This is a genomic window from Pseudoalteromonas sp. ABV4_021 (genome assembly GCF_056159365.1).
The window spans coordinates 1,088,723-1,103,964 of record NZ_JBSWVB010000002.1; the positions used below are offsets into that span (position 1 = coordinate 1,088,723).

Annotated in this window: 16 protein-coding genes and 1 pseudogene; 9 read left to right on the forward strand and 8 right to left on the reverse strand. The window is 40.4% G+C overall.

The window, feature by feature from the left end:
* Positions 1-453, reverse strand: a complete 453-nt coding sequence (locus tag ACXAFE_RS18990) for a hypothetical protein (RefSeq protein WP_475156441.1) — start codon at positions 451-453, stop codon at positions 1-3.
* A 182-nt stretch (positions 454-635) separates the two neighbouring features.
* On the opposite strand from ACXAFE_RS18990, the gene ACXAFE_RS18995 reads away from it, so the two are divergent.
* Both ACXAFE_RS18995 and ACXAFE_RS19000 read left to right on the forward strand, forming a co-directional pair.
* Positions 636-1,856 (forward strand): endonuclease/exonuclease/phosphatase family protein, encoded by a 1,221-nt coding sequence (locus tag ACXAFE_RS18995; protein WP_475156443.1) that lies wholly within the window; start codon positions 636-638, stop codon positions 1,854-1,856.
* A gap of 25 nt (positions 1,857-1,881) precedes the next feature.
* Positions 1,882-2,124: pseudogene (locus tag ACXAFE_RS19000) on the forward strand (MerR family DNA-binding protein); the annotation flags it as partial.
* A 38-nt stretch (positions 2,125-2,162) separates the two neighbouring features.
* Here the strand turns inward: ACXAFE_RS19000 and ACXAFE_RS19005 are convergent.
* Complete coding sequence (locus tag ACXAFE_RS19005) at positions 2,163-2,702, reverse strand: helix-turn-helix domain-containing protein (protein WP_475156447.1); 540 nt, start codon at positions 2,700-2,702, stop codon at positions 2,163-2,165.
* Positions 2,703-2,802: 100 nt separating this feature from the next.
* Between ACXAFE_RS19005 and ACXAFE_RS19010 the strand changes: the two genes are divergently transcribed.
* Entirely contained in the window at positions 2,803-3,984 is a 1,182-nt protein-coding gene (locus ACXAFE_RS19010; protein ID WP_475156451.1) for a benzoate/H(+) symporter BenE family transporter, read from the forward strand.
* A gap of 27 nt (positions 3,985-4,011) precedes the next feature.
* Here ACXAFE_RS19010 and ACXAFE_RS19015 read toward each other — a convergent pair whose 3' ends face one another.
* From ACXAFE_RS19015 to ACXAFE_RS19035, 5 genes are all read right to left on the reverse strand, one after another.
* Positions 4,012-4,389, reverse strand: a complete 378-nt coding sequence (locus ACXAFE_RS19015; RefSeq protein ID WP_475156456.1) for a hypothetical protein — start codon at positions 4,387-4,389, stop codon at positions 4,012-4,014.
* A gap of 231 nt (positions 4,390-4,620) precedes the next feature.
* Positions 4,621-5,124 carry a peptide deformylase gene (gene def, locus ACXAFE_RS19020; protein WP_475156462.1) on the reverse strand — a complete coding sequence of 168 codons (504 nt, stop codon included), beginning with the start codon at positions 5,122-5,124 and terminating at the stop codon, positions 4,621-4,623.
* 103 nt (positions 5,125-5,227) lie between these two features.
* A complete protein-coding gene (locus ACXAFE_RS19025; RefSeq protein ID WP_475156464.1) occupies positions 5,228-5,716 on the reverse strand; it encodes an N-acetyltransferase family protein in 489 nt (162 codons plus the stop codon).
* Positions 5,717-5,739: 23 nt separating this feature from the next.
* Positions 5,740-6,186: a GNAT family N-acetyltransferase gene (locus tag ACXAFE_RS19030; RefSeq protein ID WP_475156466.1), complete on the reverse strand. Its 447-nt coding sequence runs from the start codon at positions 6,184-6,186 to the stop codon at positions 5,740-5,742.
* A gap of 10 nt (positions 6,187-6,196) precedes the next feature.
* Positions 6,197-6,541 (reverse strand): VOC family protein, encoded by a 345-nt coding sequence (locus tag ACXAFE_RS19035; RefSeq protein WP_475156469.1) that lies wholly within the window; start codon positions 6,539-6,541, stop codon positions 6,197-6,199.
* 372 nt (positions 6,542-6,913) lie between these two features.
* Between ACXAFE_RS19035 and ACXAFE_RS19040 the strand changes: the two genes are divergently transcribed.
* Positions 6,914-7,882, forward strand: coding sequence for a dihydrodipicolinate synthase family protein (locus ACXAFE_RS19040; protein WP_475156472.1), 969 nt, complete (start codon positions 6,914-6,916; stop codon positions 7,880-7,882).
* Between the two features lie 140 nt (positions 7,883-8,022).
* Here the strand turns inward: ACXAFE_RS19040 and ACXAFE_RS19045 are convergent, their stop codons facing one another.
* Positions 8,023-8,961, reverse strand: coding sequence for an STM4504/CBY_0614 family protein (locus tag ACXAFE_RS19045; protein WP_475156478.1), 939 nt, complete (start codon positions 8,959-8,961; stop codon positions 8,023-8,025).
* A 1,050-nt stretch (positions 8,962-10,011) separates the two neighbouring features.
* Between ACXAFE_RS19045 and ACXAFE_RS19050 the strand changes: the two genes are divergently transcribed.
* From ACXAFE_RS19050 to ACXAFE_RS19070, 5 genes are read left to right on the forward strand one after another with little or no spacing between them, the layout of a single operon-like run.
* The gene (locus ACXAFE_RS19050) at positions 10,012-10,686 is read left to right on the forward strand and encodes an ABC transporter ATP-binding protein (RefSeq protein WP_100915825.1); all 675 of its coding nucleotides are present in this window, start codon (positions 10,012-10,014) and stop codon (positions 10,684-10,686) included.
* On the forward strand, positions 10,683-11,657 hold the full coding sequence (locus tag ACXAFE_RS19055; protein WP_475156485.1) for an HlyD family secretion protein: 975 nt from the start codon (positions 10,683-10,685) through the stop codon (positions 11,655-11,657). Before ACXAFE_RS19050 ends, ACXAFE_RS19055 begins: the two co-directional genes overlap by 4 nt.
* Positions 11,650-12,816: an efflux RND transporter periplasmic adaptor subunit gene (locus ACXAFE_RS19060; RefSeq protein WP_475156490.1), complete on the forward strand. Its 1,167-nt coding sequence runs from the start codon at positions 11,650-11,652 to the stop codon at positions 12,814-12,816. The genes ACXAFE_RS19055 and ACXAFE_RS19060 overlap by 8 nt, the downstream gene beginning before the upstream one ends.
* On the forward strand, positions 12,813-14,003 hold the full coding sequence (locus ACXAFE_RS19065) for an efflux RND transporter periplasmic adaptor subunit (RefSeq protein WP_475156491.1): 1,191 nt from the start codon (positions 12,813-12,815) through the stop codon (positions 14,001-14,003). Before ACXAFE_RS19060 ends, ACXAFE_RS19065 begins: the two co-directional genes overlap by 4 nt.
* On the forward strand, positions 14,000-15,235 hold the full coding sequence (locus ACXAFE_RS19070) for an ABC transporter permease (RefSeq protein ID WP_475156494.1): 1,236 nt from the start codon (positions 14,000-14,002) through the stop codon (positions 15,233-15,235). The genes ACXAFE_RS19065 and ACXAFE_RS19070 overlap by 4 nt, the downstream gene beginning before the upstream one ends.
* The last annotated feature ends 7 nt before the right edge of the window (positions 15,236-15,242 follow it).

Below are 15,242 nucleotides of genomic sequence, written 5' to 3' on the forward strand. Positions count from 1 at the left end.
TTAGTCTTTAGTGTAATACTCGCGTATGTGGCTATTGCCATCATTTTGTGAGTTTCCCATATATTCCCAGTAGGTGGTTTCATTTTCAAAATGGAGATGTGATATTTGTGCTTTACCGTATCGATCAAACTGTAAAACAATGCTGCTATCGGTACATCCTAAAATTGAGTAGTTTATGTGTTCTTCTTTCGCTGGCATCGTCATGGTTTTTTCGCCCATTGTGATCTCAATGTCAGGGGTGTTGATGCGCATTTCCTGTTTGTTATTGAATGTTATGACTTCTTTACCTTGAGTTTGGGTCATAAAAGCCCACGCATTGCCGTCAACATTGGCCCACTTTTTATTGAATGATTCGAACTTTTCGCTGGATGATGTCCATGTTCCGGTCAACGTAGGGCAACTCATCGCAATATTGGGTAAAACAAGGGATAAACAGAGGATTAATTTTTTCATATGTAAAATGACAATTTATTTGTGCAAAGCTTATTTTTATAGATGTAACAGAGAGTTACGCAAGGCTTTATTTAAGTCTGTTATAACGGATGAAGTGTTTATTGGTGGCTGAGCGTCTTTGTTTGCGCTTAACTTGGAACTAAGCTATTTTCCAAGCCAAAATAAAGCCATTGTTACACTGTATGAATATTAATTTACGTGCCATTAGTTACGCTACTGTATTAGGTATGCTGTTGGGCTGCAATACTGTGCCAACACCGCAGCAAGATTTTAAAAATACAAACCAGAACAAAGTACTTCGCATTGCTACATTTAATGTCAGTATGGAAGCCACTAATTATCAATCAAGCGAACAATCAGCTACAAAATCAACCCTAAATGCACATGCGCTTACGCAAGCATTAGCAGGTGGTAATGAGCAGCAAATTAATAATATTGCTGAAATTATTCAGCGCACTCGTCCAGATATTATTTTACTTAATGAATTTGATTACATTGTAAAGCGCGAAAAAGGCATCGATTTATTTAAGACAGCATACCTTGAAGTATCGCAAAATGGCTTAGCGCCAATTACTTACCCATATGTGTATCTTGCACCCGTAAACACGGGGGTAAAAACCGGATTAAAAGGCGATGCTGTTAAGCTTACTCATTTTGGTTTTGGCCGTTACGCTGGGCAGTATGGCATGGTACTGTTGTCGAAATACCCCATCGTTTCAGAGCAAGTCCGCACTTTTCAGCATTTTCTTTGGCAAGATATGCCGAATAACTTGATGCCAGTTAACCCAAATGGCAGCCAATGGTACTCAAGCGACGAGCGCGCCATAATGCGTTTATCGTCCAAGTCTCATTGGGATGTACCGATAAATGTTTGTGATAACATGATTCATGTGCTGGCAAGCCACCCAACACCTCCGGTATTTGACGGCGAAGAAGACCGTAATGGAAAACGTAATCACGATGAAATCCGCTTTTGGCGAGATTACATTAGCCCATCAAGCAATCACTATATTTATGATGATAACGGTCAGTACGGAGGCGTTAACCCGCAGTCTTTTGTGATTTTAGGTGATTTAAATGCCAGCGCTGAGGAAGGTGATGCGCACCCAAATGCGATTAATCAGTTGTTGTCGCATTCAGTTATAAATCAATATGCAGCGCCTCAATCAGAGGGTGGCTTGCAAAATAAACCTGAAAATACATACGCAGCAACACACACCGCAGGGTGGGGAATGCGTGCCGACTATGTGTTGCCGTCAGCAAATTTAAAGGTGTTAAACAGCGCTGTGTTTTGGCCCGCTAAAGATAAGCAAGGTGCCCATTTAGTTGCCGATAGAAGTGCGTCATCAGATCACCGCTTAGTTTGGGTGGATATCAGGCTTGCTAAAACATGCGAACAGTAATTGTTGATATCGGTTAACTAAACGTGCGCGAAAGCTTGCCTTTTTGCTTGCGCAAATACAATCGCTGCTCGACTTAATGCAAAACCCGAGTCGTACTAGCCAAGAGGTGAAAGCGATAACACAACATCATTTAGACGATATTGAGCTGAAAATAAACGAGCTGCAACAAATGCAAGAAACCCTAAAACAACTTGCAGATAACTGTAGCGGTGACGAAAGTGCCGATTGCCCAATTCTTGATGGCTTGTGTCAATCAAGCGAGCAATAACGCGTTATTGCTCGCTAAAAGTCATATACAAACTAAGTTTATTTAGGGTAACTAATAATATTATGGAAAACCGCAGTTTCGCTTAATGCTTCATAGCCGTGCGGTTGATCGCTATAAAAACGAATGCTGTCACCTTGTTTTAAAGGGTGCCAGATTTGATCGAAATACACCTGTAACTCACCTTCAATCACGTGAATATGCTCAATAACGCCAACATTATGCGCACTTGATAATTGCTGGTGGCGCTCAGATAAGGTGATTTCAAACATCTCTAAACCAGTATCTGCCTGAAATGGAAATAAGGTATTTATTTTCATGCGCGGGTCGTCAGGGAACACCCGCTCACTTTCGCGCAAGTCTGGTTTATCGGCGAAAAATGCTGAAAACGACGTTTCTAAGCCACTGGCAATTTTCCACAATGTGGCAATGGTTGGGCTAGATTCTTCTCGTTCAATTTGGCCAAGCATGGCTTTTGATACACCTGTTAGCTTAGCTGCCTTGTCTAAGCTTAAGCCTTTCTTTTGACGTTCACTTTTTAAATGTTGGGCAATTTCGGCTCTGAAAATCGCATCTTTCATAGTAATTTCTCGGTTGTGCGCTATAACGCACGGTGTTATTGTTTTGTTTGTTGTGCGTTATTGCGCACAGTTTTTAAAAATATAACACAGAGAATAACGAATGATGAACACCAAATACCTATCTGTAAGTCATATCACTGCGGGGTTTAGCGCTGTACTAATCGGTTACACCAGCTCTATTGTTATTATTTTACAAGCGGCAACGGCGGCAGGTGCCTCTGCGGCACAAATTGAAAGTTGGTTGCTCGCCCTTGGCTTAATGATGGGACTGAGCTCAATCGGTTATTCTTGGTATTACAAAACACCTATTTTAACGGCGTGGTCTACCCCGGGGGCTGCGATGTTAGTAAGTATTGCCCCGCAACATGACTTGCCTACGTTAGTTGGTGCGTTTGTTGTTACTGGTGCGCTCATTTTCATTACAGGGCTTGTTACACCACTATCAAATGCCCTAAAACGTATTCCCTCATCACTGTCAACCGCCATGCTTGTCGCTATTTTATTGCCGTTTTGCGTAAAAGCGTTTGAACCTATTATGAGTATGCCGTGTGTGTTTTTGTTGATGTTCATTACTTATGTGCTAAGTAAACGGTTTGCCGCAAAGTACACCATGTTAATGCTGCTTATTGTTGGTTTAGCTGTGGCGTTTTATCTTGATAATGATTTAGTAAGCACAGCACACTTAGCCGTTGCTAACCCCGTTTGGTTTACTCCAGAGTTTGATGTGATGGCTATTTTTAACATTGCTGTACCGCTTTATATTGTCACTATGCTATCGCAAAATTTATCAGGTATTGCGATGATGCAAAGTTATGGATATAACGCACCGGTTAAACCTATTTTGGTTGGCACTGGGCTTATTAATATGTTGGCGGCACCGTTTGGTGGTTTTAGTTTAAATCTTGCTGCTATTTCTGCCGCAATGTGCATGACTGAAGAGGTTGATAGCAACAAGGGTAATCGTTATCGTGCGGTAATTTGGGCTGGTCTATTTTATATTTTGGCAGGGTTATTAGCGACAAGTGTCGTGTCTATCTTTGTTGTGTTTCCAAGTGAAATAACCCAAATGCTTGCTGGTTTTGCATTATTGGGCACCTTGTTAATGTGTTTGCAAAGTGCATTTTCAAATGCGCGCTACCGTGAAGCGTCTTTACTTACATTTTTGGTCACGCTTTCAGGTATTAGTTTTTTGGGGTTAAATGCGATTCTTTGGGGTTTACTACTTGGTTGGTTCTATGCCAGCTTAATGAACAAAAAAGCAGATAAGTTGCAGCTGAATTAACGTTATATTGGTAACACTAAAATAGGACTATTTGGATAAAGCGTTAATAGTGTCTAAGGCATCTTCTTGATTGGTGAAGGCACGAACATTTAAGCCAGATTTTTCAATAAACGCGTTGAGTAAACTCAATTGCACACGGTTGGCACACACAATAGCAATCATTTGGCAGTTGTTTTCAAGGCTCCAAAGGTAGGTTTGCCCGATGGTTTTCATTACTTCAGGGCAACCTAAGGTTTCGTCATCAATCACATCTATGCGATACCATTTTTCATGGAAGTTAGCGCTAACTTGCTTTTTGAGCTCTTCAAATGCGTTATTGATACCAATAACGTTAAAAGGGCCAAATACATCTAAGAGAAGAATGTTTTTTTGCCAAGAGCAGTTAAGATTTCCGTGCGCAATCATGATTATATCTGTGTTTTTAAATTGGGGTCAGTATACGGTTTAGCTCATTATTTTAAAATATGTCATTTGCTCTTTTTATATCTTACGAACAGGTAACACAATGCGTGTTAAAGCAATCCGTTACCTGCTTGATAAACACAATAGCTACAAACGTATCAGCATATTTTCAAAAATAATCGGTGTGCTTTATACATGATAAATTAAACCAACTGCCTTTTTTGACAAACCTTATCAGGCAACTGACTTAATTGTTTTTTTAACCTTTTTAAGTGCCATTTTTTGCTTTAAAGGCGAAAGGTAGTCAATAAACAGTTTACCTTTTAAATGATCGATTTCATGCTGCAATACAATGGCAAGAAAATCATCACTTTCAATAGTTACTTCTTTGCCTGTGCGGTCTAAACCTTTAACCGTTACTTCGGTGTAACGCTCAACGTCTGAGTAGTAACCGGGAACAGACAAACAGCCTTCTTGCCCCATTTCTTTGTGGTTGCCACTTACAACTTCTGGGTTAATTAGAATGAGTGGCGCATCTCGTTGCTCAGAAATATCAATAACGATAATGGCTTCGCTTCTACCTACTTGTGTTGCGGCGAGCCCAATACCATCGTCGGTGTGATACATGGTATCAAGCATGTCATCAATTAATGTTTGCACGCTTGCAACATCGGTTACCTTTTCGGCGTTAACTTTTAACTTCTCGTTTGGAGCTTTTAGTATTTCTAAAACGGCCATTTTACCTCAATTATTTTTGGCTAATCGCCCTTGATGGGGCTTTGGAGTGCTTGCTGATTAATTATGACAAACAAGCAAAGTGTTATGATGGCGCAATTGTATGTTAGATAGGGGTCGATTGATAAACGTTATTTTCGATTTGTGTGCCAGCAAATTCAAAATTAAGTTGGCCAATTTTGCGAAATCCTAAATACTGGTAAAACCCGTTAGACTCGTTTTCAACCCAAGTGTACAGCCAATACACGTTACCAAACTCGTGTTCTACCGCCTTTAAAAGCTGCTTACCTAAACCTTGGCCTTTAAATCGGGTATCGATATACAGTTTTTCAAGCTCAAAACCATTATTTGTCGATTGATAGTGAGATTTCATATTAAGCAGGGCATAGCCTTGTAGCACTTTGTCTTTTTCAATCACTAACAAGTTGTAATCTGGCGAATCAAGTAACGAGCTAAAATAGCTTTCGGTAAATGTAGCAAGGGCGTACTGGGCGTATTCGCGCTTTATGCCTTCAACGGCATAGGTGTCGAGCCATACTTTTATTGAAAGGGCGGCTAATTGTAAGCAATCGTCCTTGCATGCATGTCGAATCATAGTGTTGTAGATGTCTTCTATTATTATTCTTTTACTAATGCCAGCTTTTCAATGCCATGGCTGGGTGTAAAACGCTTAAACTCGTTAAAGCCGTGCTTTTGGTACAAGCGAATAGCGGGTGCATTAACTACAGCGGTTTCAACAATGGCTTTGGTAAAATCAAACGCATTTAACACATATTCCATCAGTTTTTCGGCAATGCCTTTACGAAAATGCTCTGGCGCTACGGTTAAACTGTCTATTTCCAGTATTTGGTCTTGGTATGTGATTTCAATAACACCAGCAAGGCTGTCACCCTCATAAAAACCATAAAACAAGGTATTTGAGCTTGCTATATCCTGTGGCGTGCGCGATAGCGGTGGAAAATTATCGGTGCCAATCAGTGCGGCTTCAATTTTATAAGAAGCTTGAAACACAGCGTAAATGTGCGAAGCAATATCGCTATTTGAATGGGTAAGTTGAGCTATCATATTTTGTTGTTTAACTGCCTAACTGGGTAATATGCAAAAGTTCGCCCGAAGGTCCCCAAAGATAAAATACTTTACCCCAAGGCATTTGTTGGATTGGTGAGATTTTAGTTTTGTATTTTGAATTGCTACATAACTCAAACGCATCATCGATATCCGCAACGCAAATTTGCAACATAAAGTTATTTGCTAAATCTTCGTTGTAAAAGCGCTGAACGAAGAAAAGACAATCGCCATTTTCAAAAAGGGTAAGATCTTCGCTCACATATTCAGACCTAAAGCCAATTTCAGCATAAAAAGATAAAGAAACCTCGTAGTCCTTACTCGGGATAAATGTTTTTATATCGATAACATCCATGATATTTCCATAAATAAGCGGCACGTAATTACACTTAAAAAGTACAAAAGGGCATTAGTGAAATAGCTAAGGGCAAAGTAAGTGCGCCCAAAATTTTACAAAACTATAAATAGCGCATATGCATTAGTAAACCTTTCAATAACTAAAGATTAATAACAGTTTTTAAAAACGGTGCTTTAGCCTAAATAAGCATGGTTTCTTAGTGCTTTTATAGGAAATAGGTTTGGGGTTTAGGCAAATTGTATACGCGCTAAACACAATACAGCGCAACAATTTGGGCACTTAATTGCAGACAATTTCATTCAATTGTTTATTTTGTATATTTTATACGATATAGTCAGGCAATAAAGATTTTATACAATAGGTAATACGATGCAAACAAATAGTACAGATTGGCGTTATACGGTTATGCCTGCCGTATTCACATGGTTAAAAGAGACTGAAACAGGCGCGCTTGAAATTGATCTAGTTGCAACACAAAAGTATGCAGCAGATATTTTACGTGTTGAAGGTAAAGCTGGCACGCGTATGGGTGGCCTTGTTGGTTCGGGCACGCTGGGTGAAAACAGCTACCTAAGCGTTGAGCAGCGTCTTTCTCTACTAAGTGCGCTTTCTGAGGTTGCTAAAGAATTTAACGTGCCTTTAATTAGTGGTGCCGCGGCAGAAACCAAAGAAGCACTTGCAACTATTGTAAAAGAGCTGGCAACAGTAGGTGTAGATACGGTAATGGTAATGCCACCAAAAACTAAAGAAGCCCCTTCTGATGATGAAATGTATGCATACTACGCGCTTGCGGCAGATGCAGCACGTGAAGCAGGCATCACAATTATGCCTTACAACAACCCAGATGCAGCGGGTTACCATGCGCTTTCAACCGATATTTTAAGAAAGCTTGCCGCGCTACCTGAAGTAACAGCTCTTAAAATCTCAACAACGGACGTTTCAGTAATCGAAACTCTGATGCTTGAAAATAAAGATGCAAAAATCTTAGCAGGTGTCGACACAGTAACTGTTCACGCAGGCCTTGCTGGCGCATGTGGCGGTATTACAGGCGTAGGGTGTATTTTCCCGAAAGCAAGTGTAAGTATGCAAGAGTACGTAAATGCTGGCAACTGGGCTGAAGCGAATAAAATCTCGCAAGCAATGAACTCAATTTCATACCTTGATGCACAACCACTGCTTTTAGAATACCTAAAATTTGCATTTGGTATTCACCACAGTGACGAACAAGGCGGCCTTCGCACATTAGGCAAAAAGCTTACGGCAGCGCAAATTGATGATGTACGCGCACGTTACCAACTTGCAAAAGCGCGCCTTGAAGCACTTGGTTTAGCTGAATAATTTTTTCCGTGTTTTGAAAAGATCAAAGCTCCGTTTACGGAGCTTTTTTTGTGGGTGTTGGATAGCTGTAGGGTGCACTCTGCAAGACCTGACCTAGATAACTCCCAATAATTTTATACTATTGAGAATTATAACGACAATTATTGTTCATCTTTGTATTTCTTGTAGCTACTCCCGAGGAAAAGAATATTAGAAGCTGTCAAATGTAAAGAGTAACTAACTAGGTGCTCAGGTAGTTCTCTTAGCGAAGAGCCTTGCCCATGGCCACTTTCGTTATTTCGAATACTTGAAATACCTTGAGATATCAAAGTAGGTAAACTCGAAAGTTGGGTTTGTAAATACGAAGGAATTAAACCATTGCTCATACAGATAGGAATAAGTGCATTGATAGTACCTTTTGAATAAGCCCAACCCTCGTTATCACAAATATGCTTGAGTAGGCTTTCCAAAGATTTATTGGCCTCTGTTAGACATTCTTCATATCTTTTATGCCTGTAATGCTCGTGAGCGTTAAGAAACTCTTGTTTTGCACCTTCAAATTCAGATAAGAAAAATAATGCTGGTTTTGTGATTTCCGCATGTGTAAATGCTTTATCAATTCGCATTATTATGCCGTCTACATATTCGTAGCCAACTCCAGCTCTTTTCATTCTTTCATTGATTTCTTCGATTGCGTCAGATGGTAGTTGCTTTGCGTGTGAGTCATTTCTAAATTTATTAAATTCAGGTTGGACAACGTTAAGCGCATATGTACAGAGTACCTCTAATAAATCTAAGAAATTTTCAATAAAATTTTCTTTTAATATCATTTCTTCAACCCAACCGTGGCAGCCAAATGACCAACCACGTATTTTCGTAAGTCCATATTCTTTAGACAAGATGTCGAAAATATCATTAAAAGCTACATGAGCTGAAGAGCCGTACTTTAGACCGCCAGAATAGTAATCCTCCTTTGCCCCATAAGTATCAAAAATAATCTTTAGAAGCTGAACTCTTAACTTTCTTGGAATTGAGTCATATTTGTATATGTCTGGATAGGGGTTAGTATTCCTATTCGAATATAAATCTATTATTGGCATTGTTTGACCTAAATTAAAATTCTCTATGGTTTTACTTGATGTTCAAGTTATTGTTTCATATGAAAAAGTATAATATCTAGATGAAGTTGTAAATCACTCATTATTTTAATCAAAGCTACCTAAACGATGTTTTTATGAGGGCTCAGTTTATTAAGAACTTTTGAGTTTTTGATTTGTCTTTGGATTCTTATCTTTATCTTGCTCAAATCTTTTCGTCAAGTAAGAAAATCTTCTACCACAGCAAAAAAATTAGAATACAAAGTATGCTCTACTGTCCGTACGTACATACTGTGTATGTTTTTATAATTCTATATAAATTATATATATATCAAATGCTAGTGTTTAAATTGATGCACTGTATAAGTTTGTCGTGGTTGCTTTTTGTTGATAAAATAGCCTTGTGTTCTGATGTCGGAGTCGAGCGCGAACCTTTAAACTGAAAACAGGAGACTTTTATGTCTAAAGCTAGAAGTGCCGTTACTGGCAGATACGTTAAGAAATCTTACGCAAAACGTTACCCTCACTTAACTGTTGTCGAGAAAGACAAGCCGAAATCGAAATGTAAGTAAGGAATATTAAATCTGACAAGGACGTCAGCCATTCCCTTTAAGCAAATTATGCAGATATTGATTAAAGCAGAAACCATCGTAAGTCATTGGGGTTAGAACTTTCACTGAGCAAAATGACTAACTCGATGTGTTAAAGCCAAACATATACAAATATAAAAATCGAAAACGTAGCTGTTTTTAACGCTGTATTATTTATTGTTATTTCTAATACTCTTGTTTTTTGTAGTTTAACCATTTTATTCGGTTGCTTGTTTACTGTCCAAAGTACCGCTTAATGCGGGCGCTGTGCCTTTATTTTTAAAGCCAAATCAAGCAAAAATCCCACCTTTCCAAATACACGTTTTGTTACAAACAGTTAACGCGATTAATTCTCATTTAAATGTGTTTTTATCCATTTAAATCAGTTGGTTATATCAGTTGACTGAGCTGTTTAGATTGTATACCGTTAACGGCTAAAAATAATAATCAAGGAATGTGTGCAGTGCTTGAAGTGAAGAATCTGTATCGCGAGTACGGCAGTGGTGAAACGCGCGTTACCGCGTTAAACGATGTCTCTATCACCATCGACGAAGGGGAGTTCGTCGCCATTATGGGCTCGTCGGGGTCGGGCAAATCAACGCTAATGAATATTTTAGGTTGTTTAGATACGCCAACTAAAGGCGAGTATTTTTTGTCTAAACAATCAATTCAAGATATGTGCGATGAAGACTTATCAAAAATCCGTAACCAGCGGATCGGCTTTATTTTTCAAACCTTTCATTTGTTAACCCGTTTAACCGCGCTTGAAAATGTTACATTACCGCTTAGGTACAGTGATATATCGCCAGAACAAGCAAAACAAAAAGGGTTAGCCATGCTTGCCAAGGTAGGCCTTGATCACAGGGCAGGGCATAAGCCAAATGAAATGTCGGGTGGACAAAGGCAACGTGTAGCAATTGCCAGAGCCTTAGTTAATGAACCTAAAGTGATTTTTGCCGATGAACCTACCGGTAACCTAGACAGCAAAACATCTCACGAAATTATGTCGTTGTTATGTGATTTACACGCCCAAGGCCACACTATTGTGATGGTGACCCACGAAGAAGATATTGCTGAATACGCCAAGCGCATTATTCGAATGAAAGACGGTGTGAAAATAGAGGATAGCGTTCAATGAAAACACTTAAACTTAGCGCGCTGCCATTGATGCTTGCAAGCGCGCTTTTTACAACGCAGGTGTTTGCATCGCAAAATATTTTTATTACTGGGGAAATAAAAGCGAGCGACAGCCAAACGTTTTTTGCACCGCAAAGCGATACATGGCGCATTCAAGTTGAATGGATGTTACCCGAGGGCGAAGTTGCCAAACCCGGAGATGTGGTTGTGGTATTCGAAGGCGGCTCAATTGCTAGCACCATTGAGCAAGATGAAGTAAGCCTTAATACCGCACAAGATGAATTAAAACGTCAACAAAACAAGGGAAAACAAGCCATTTTAGAAGCCGAATTTGCGCTTGCCCGTGCTGATTTGTTACTTGAAAAAGCCAAAATTGATGCGGCTGTGCCGAAAAGCCATGTAAGTGCGTTTGATTATGAAGAAAACCAGCTAAAGCTTGAACAAGCGGTGATTCAAAAACACAAAGCTAAAGCAAGCCTAGCTGAGGCCAAAACTACGGCGCAGGTAAACATTCGCAAGCAAGAAATCGAAATAGAACATTTGCAAATTAACTTAAAAGAAAACCGCGAACGTTTGCAAAATCTTACCCATAAAGCTACCAATAAAGGCCCCATTTTGTATGGTAATCACCCTTGGTATGGCACTAAATTGTTTTCAGGCGTAACCGCGCAGCCTGGTTGGAAAATTGCTGAAATCCCAGCAATGACCGGCCTTTATTTAGAAGCTTGGGTGCACGAAATTGATTATAAGCACTTAAAGCAAGAGCAAACAATGTCGCTTACGCTTGATGCGTATCAAGATACGCCACTCACTGCAAAATTAAGCGATATTTCAACACAGCCGGAAGAGCGTAAAGAGTGGGGTAAAGATGCCTATTATCGCGCTAAGTTTGAGTTTGACGACACACAGCAGCTAAAAATTTTACCGGGTATGACGGGGCGCGTTGTGGTGCAAGGAGGCAGTAATGAATAAGTTTAAACTTGGCTTAGTTGCAAGCCTAATTGCGTTTTCGCTTAGTGGTTGTGGCGATGATGAATTTGATTATCACACCATTGAAAAAACCAGCTTACAGTTGGCTGTGCAAGCCAATGGCGAATTAGAGTCGGCGCAGCAATCGCTTATTGCACCGCCGTCTATTTCACGTATGTGGCAATACAAGGTGAAGTTTTTAGCGCCTGAGAATAAACAAGTGAAAAAAGGCGAGATGGTTGCCTCTTTTGATGATAAACCCGTGCGCGACCGTTTAATTGAAAAAACCAGTGAATATGATCGCGCGGTAAAAGAGCTCGAAAACCAAAAAGCGCAAGAGATTAAAAACCAAGAAGAGTTAAAACTCGCCCTTGCCGAAGCACAAATGAATTACGATATTGCCAAGCGTAAGGCCGATATTAACGATGACTCAATGTCGGATAACGACAAGCGTAAGGCACAGATTGATTTTACCATTGCGCAAAATGATCTTGAACTCGCTAAGAAAAAACTGACCTTTCAAAATGAAACTAAAGCGCTCAATATTCGCTTAGCTAAAGGTAAAGCCGAGCGCTTAAAAGCAGAAGTTGATGCCCTAGAACACGACATTGAAAAGCTCAAAGTAAAAGCACCCATGGATGGCATTGTAATGTATTACACCGATGCCAGTGGCGAAAAGCCTACGGTAGGTGAAAGTGTGCAATTTGGTCAGCCGGTAATTGAATTAGCGGTGATTGAAGATATGCAGGTAAAAGCGCAAATTGATGAAGCTGACTTTGGCCGCATTGCACTTAATCAGAATGTTAAAGTGACCATTGATGGCTCTGAGCCGATTATTACATCGGGCAAAATAACCAGTATTGGCAGTGCGTTTCGTGAAAAATCGCCGCAAGACAAGCGCCGAATCGTCGACACCTTAATTAAACTCGATAACATCAATGCAGCTGCGATGCGCCCAGGGTTAACCGCCCGCGTAGAAATTGCTACCGATAAAATTGACGATGTATTGATAGTACCTGTAAGCGCATTGCATAGCGACCAATCAAGCGCGTATGTAATTGAAAAAAATGGTGATAAAACCCCTGTTACGGTAGGTAATATTAGTAATGGTTTTGCGGTAATAAAAAGCGGCATTGAACAAGGAGAGGTAGTGCGTTTATGAAGTATTTAGCTATTGTTGTAAGCGCGATTTTGTTAACCGCGTGCTCAAAACCCGATGATGTCGCCGCCGAGCTTACGTTCACCGTGCAAAAAGCCCCGTTTAAAAATTATGTAGAGGCAAAAGGCGAGTTGATTGCCGCTAATGAAACTGTGATTAGCACTCCTGCGTCATCGCGTGGGCCGCAAACGCTGGCGTGGTTAATGCCTGAATATTCTCAGGTTAAAAAAGGTGAAGTGATTGCACGGTTTGATGGTCGTGTAATGATTAAGCAAAAGCGCGAGAGTGATTTTTCAAACCAAAAAGTGTCGCAAGATTTATCGGGTAAAAATACCGAAATCGACACGCGCAGAAAACACTTAGGGTTTGATATGGATATTGTTGAAGAAGAAAAGCAATTTGCTGAAAACTTTTCTATCGACGATGATCGAATTATCTCAAAACTTGAGATTTTAGAGCAGGCGCAAAAGGTTGATTATTTAAATGCTAAAACTGCCTATTTTAACTGGCAATCAGCGCAGTTTAATAGCAGCGCGCAAGGTGAGCTAGACCTCTTAAGCATGCAAAGTCAGCAGCATCAAAGCAAAATTAATATGCTCGATGGCAATTTGTCGTCGTTAGAGGTGGTTGCCCCGCACGATGGCTTACTTACCCACAGTGTAAACTGGCATGGTGAAAAGCCAAGAGCAGGGCAAACCTTGTGGCCGGGCCAAAAAATTGCGGGCTTGCCTGATATCTCGGTTATGCAAATCAAGCTGTTTGTAAAAGAGCGCGAAGCGATTAATTTAAAACAAGATCAAGCAATTGAGTTTTCGCTTATTTCAACACCCAATAAAGTATTTACTGGCAAAATAAGTAAGCTTGCACCGTTTCCTAAATCAATTAAGCGACAAGACCCGCAAAAGTATTACGAGATCACCGCCAGCATTGATGAGCAAGGCGACTATTTACGACCGGGCTTAAAAGTGGTGGCAAACATAGTTGCGGATCAGCCAGCCGAAAAGCTAATCGTACCAAAATTTAGCGTATTTGCTGACGAAGAAGGCGCGTATGTGCAACTTAAAACGGCATCGGGTTATAGCAAAGCGCCAGTTACCTTAGGCGCAAGTAATTTAAGCCATGTTGAAATTGTAAAGGGCCTTTCCAAAGGTGATGTAATTGCGCTAGTTGAGCAGGAGGGCAAGCTATGAATTTAGTCGGATTATTTAAAGATGCTGCAGTGCAATTGCAGCAGCATAAAATGCGCACTTTTTTAACTTTGCTCGGTATGATCTTTGGTGTAGGTGCGGTAATTGCCATGTTGAATATTGGTGAAGGTGCACAGCGTGAAGCACTGAAAATGATTGATTCAATGGGCCTTAATAACGTAATTGTAGAAGCTAAAGACTTTGAAGAGGATGAACTTAGAGAGCAGCGTAAGCACTCGGACGGGTTGTCGCTTAACGATGGCAAAGTTGCAGTTGAAGCCTTACCGTTTATTACAGATTTTGCCGCTGAAAAAGTGGTTGAAACCTACCATGTGTTTAGTGAATACGCCAAATTTGATGGCCAAGCGGTAGGTGTAAGTGAAAACTACTTTGAGCTTGCACATTTTGATTTAAGTGCTGGGCGCTTGCTTAATCAGCAAGATGCTCAGCACTTTTCGCAAGTGGCGCTGCTAGGAGCAAATACCGCGCGTACTTTGTTCCCGCTTGGTGATGCGGTAGGCAAATCAGTTAAAATTAATCATTTGTGGTTTGAAGTGGTGGGTATTCTTGAAGCGCCATTTTTAAAGAAAAAGGAGTTTCAGGGCGTTAAATTAGGCGATGAACAAAACCAGATTTTTATTCCGCTTAAAACCGCGATTCACCGTTTTAAAAGTGAATTACTCGATCCTGAAATTACTCGCATTAAGCTTGCGACCGAACCGGGCTTTAGTCCTGTGATGGCCGCGCAAGCGATTGATGCTTTAGTGAAAGGGCGTCATAACGATATTGATGATTACAAGCTGATTGTGCCTGCCGCGTTATTGGCGCAGCAAAAGCAAACGCAACAAATTTTTAATATTGTAATGTCGTGCGTAGCGGGGATTTCACTGCTGGTGGGCGGTATTGGCATTATGAACATTATGCTAGCCACTGTGCTTGAGCGCACTAAAGAAATCGGTTTATTGCGCGCCATTGGCGCAACGCAAAAGAACATTCAAGTGCAGTTTATTACTGAGAGTTTTACCATTTCTATTTTAGGTGGCTTACTGGGTGTATTCTTTGGTATTGCACTGTCAGAGCTGATTGCTTTTTACTCTCAATGGGCGGTGTCATGGTCGTTAAGCGCAATTGTACTATCGTTTAGCATTTGTGCGTTGGTAGGCCTTGTTTTTGGTGTTTACCCCGCTATTAAAGCATCAAAACTTGATCCGATTGATGCACTGCAAAGTGACTGATATTGCA

Excerpts from the sequence above, each read along its gene's own strand:
- ACXAFE_RS18995 (WP_475156443.1), top strand. The coding sequence starts at position 636 with ATGAATATTAATTTACGTGCCATTAGTTACGCTACTGTATTAGGTATG.
- ACXAFE_RS19030 (WP_475156466.1), bottom strand. The coding sequence starts at position 6,186 with ATGATAGCTCAACTTACCCATTCAAATAGCGATATTGCTTCGCACATT.
- ACXAFE_RS19070 (WP_475156494.1), top strand. The coding sequence starts at position 14,000 with ATGAATTTAGTCGGATTATTTAAAGATGCTGCAGTGCAATTGCAGCAG.
- ACXAFE_RS19015 (WP_475156456.1), bottom strand. The coding sequence starts at position 4,389 with ATGATTGCGCACGGAAATCTTAACTGCTCTTGGCAAAAAAACATTCTT.
- ACXAFE_RS19035 (WP_475156469.1), bottom strand. The coding sequence starts at position 6,541 with ATGGATGTTATCGATATAAAAACATTTATCCCGAGTAAGGACTACGAG.
- ACXAFE_RS19025 (WP_475156464.1), bottom strand. The coding sequence starts at position 5,716 with ATGATTCGACATGCATGCAAGGACGATTGCTTACAATTAGCCGCCCTT.
- ACXAFE_RS19055 (WP_475156485.1), top strand. The coding sequence starts at position 10,683 with ATGAAAACACTTAAACTTAGCGCGCTGCCATTGATGCTTGCAAGCGCG.
- ACXAFE_RS19065 (WP_475156491.1), top strand. The coding sequence starts at position 12,813 with ATGAAGTATTTAGCTATTGTTGTAAGCGCGATTTTGTTAACCGCGTGC.
- ACXAFE_RS19045 (WP_475156478.1), bottom strand. The coding sequence starts at position 8,961 with ATGCCAATAATAGATTTATATTCGAATAGGAATACTAACCCCTATCCA.
- ACXAFE_RS19005 (WP_475156447.1), bottom strand. The coding sequence starts at position 2,702 with ATGAAAGATGCGATTTTCAGAGCCGAAATTGCCCAACATTTAAAAAGT.
- ACXAFE_RS19010 (WP_475156451.1), top strand. The coding sequence starts at position 2,803 with ATGATGAACACCAAATACCTATCTGTAAGTCATATCACTGCGGGGTTT.
- ACXAFE_RS18990 (WP_475156441.1), bottom strand. The coding sequence starts at position 453 with ATGAAAAAATTAATCCTCTGTTTATCCCTTGTTTTACCCAATATTGCG.
- ACXAFE_RS19040 (WP_475156472.1), top strand. The coding sequence starts at position 6,914 with ATGCAAACAAATAGTACAGATTGGCGTTATACGGTTATGCCTGCCGTA.
- ACXAFE_RS19060 (WP_475156490.1), top strand. The coding sequence starts at position 11,650 with ATGAATAAGTTTAAACTTGGCTTAGTTGCAAGCCTAATTGCGTTTTCG.
- def (WP_475156462.1), bottom strand. The coding sequence starts at position 5,124 with ATGGCCGTTTTAGAAATACTAAAAGCTCCAAACGAGAAGTTAAAAGTT.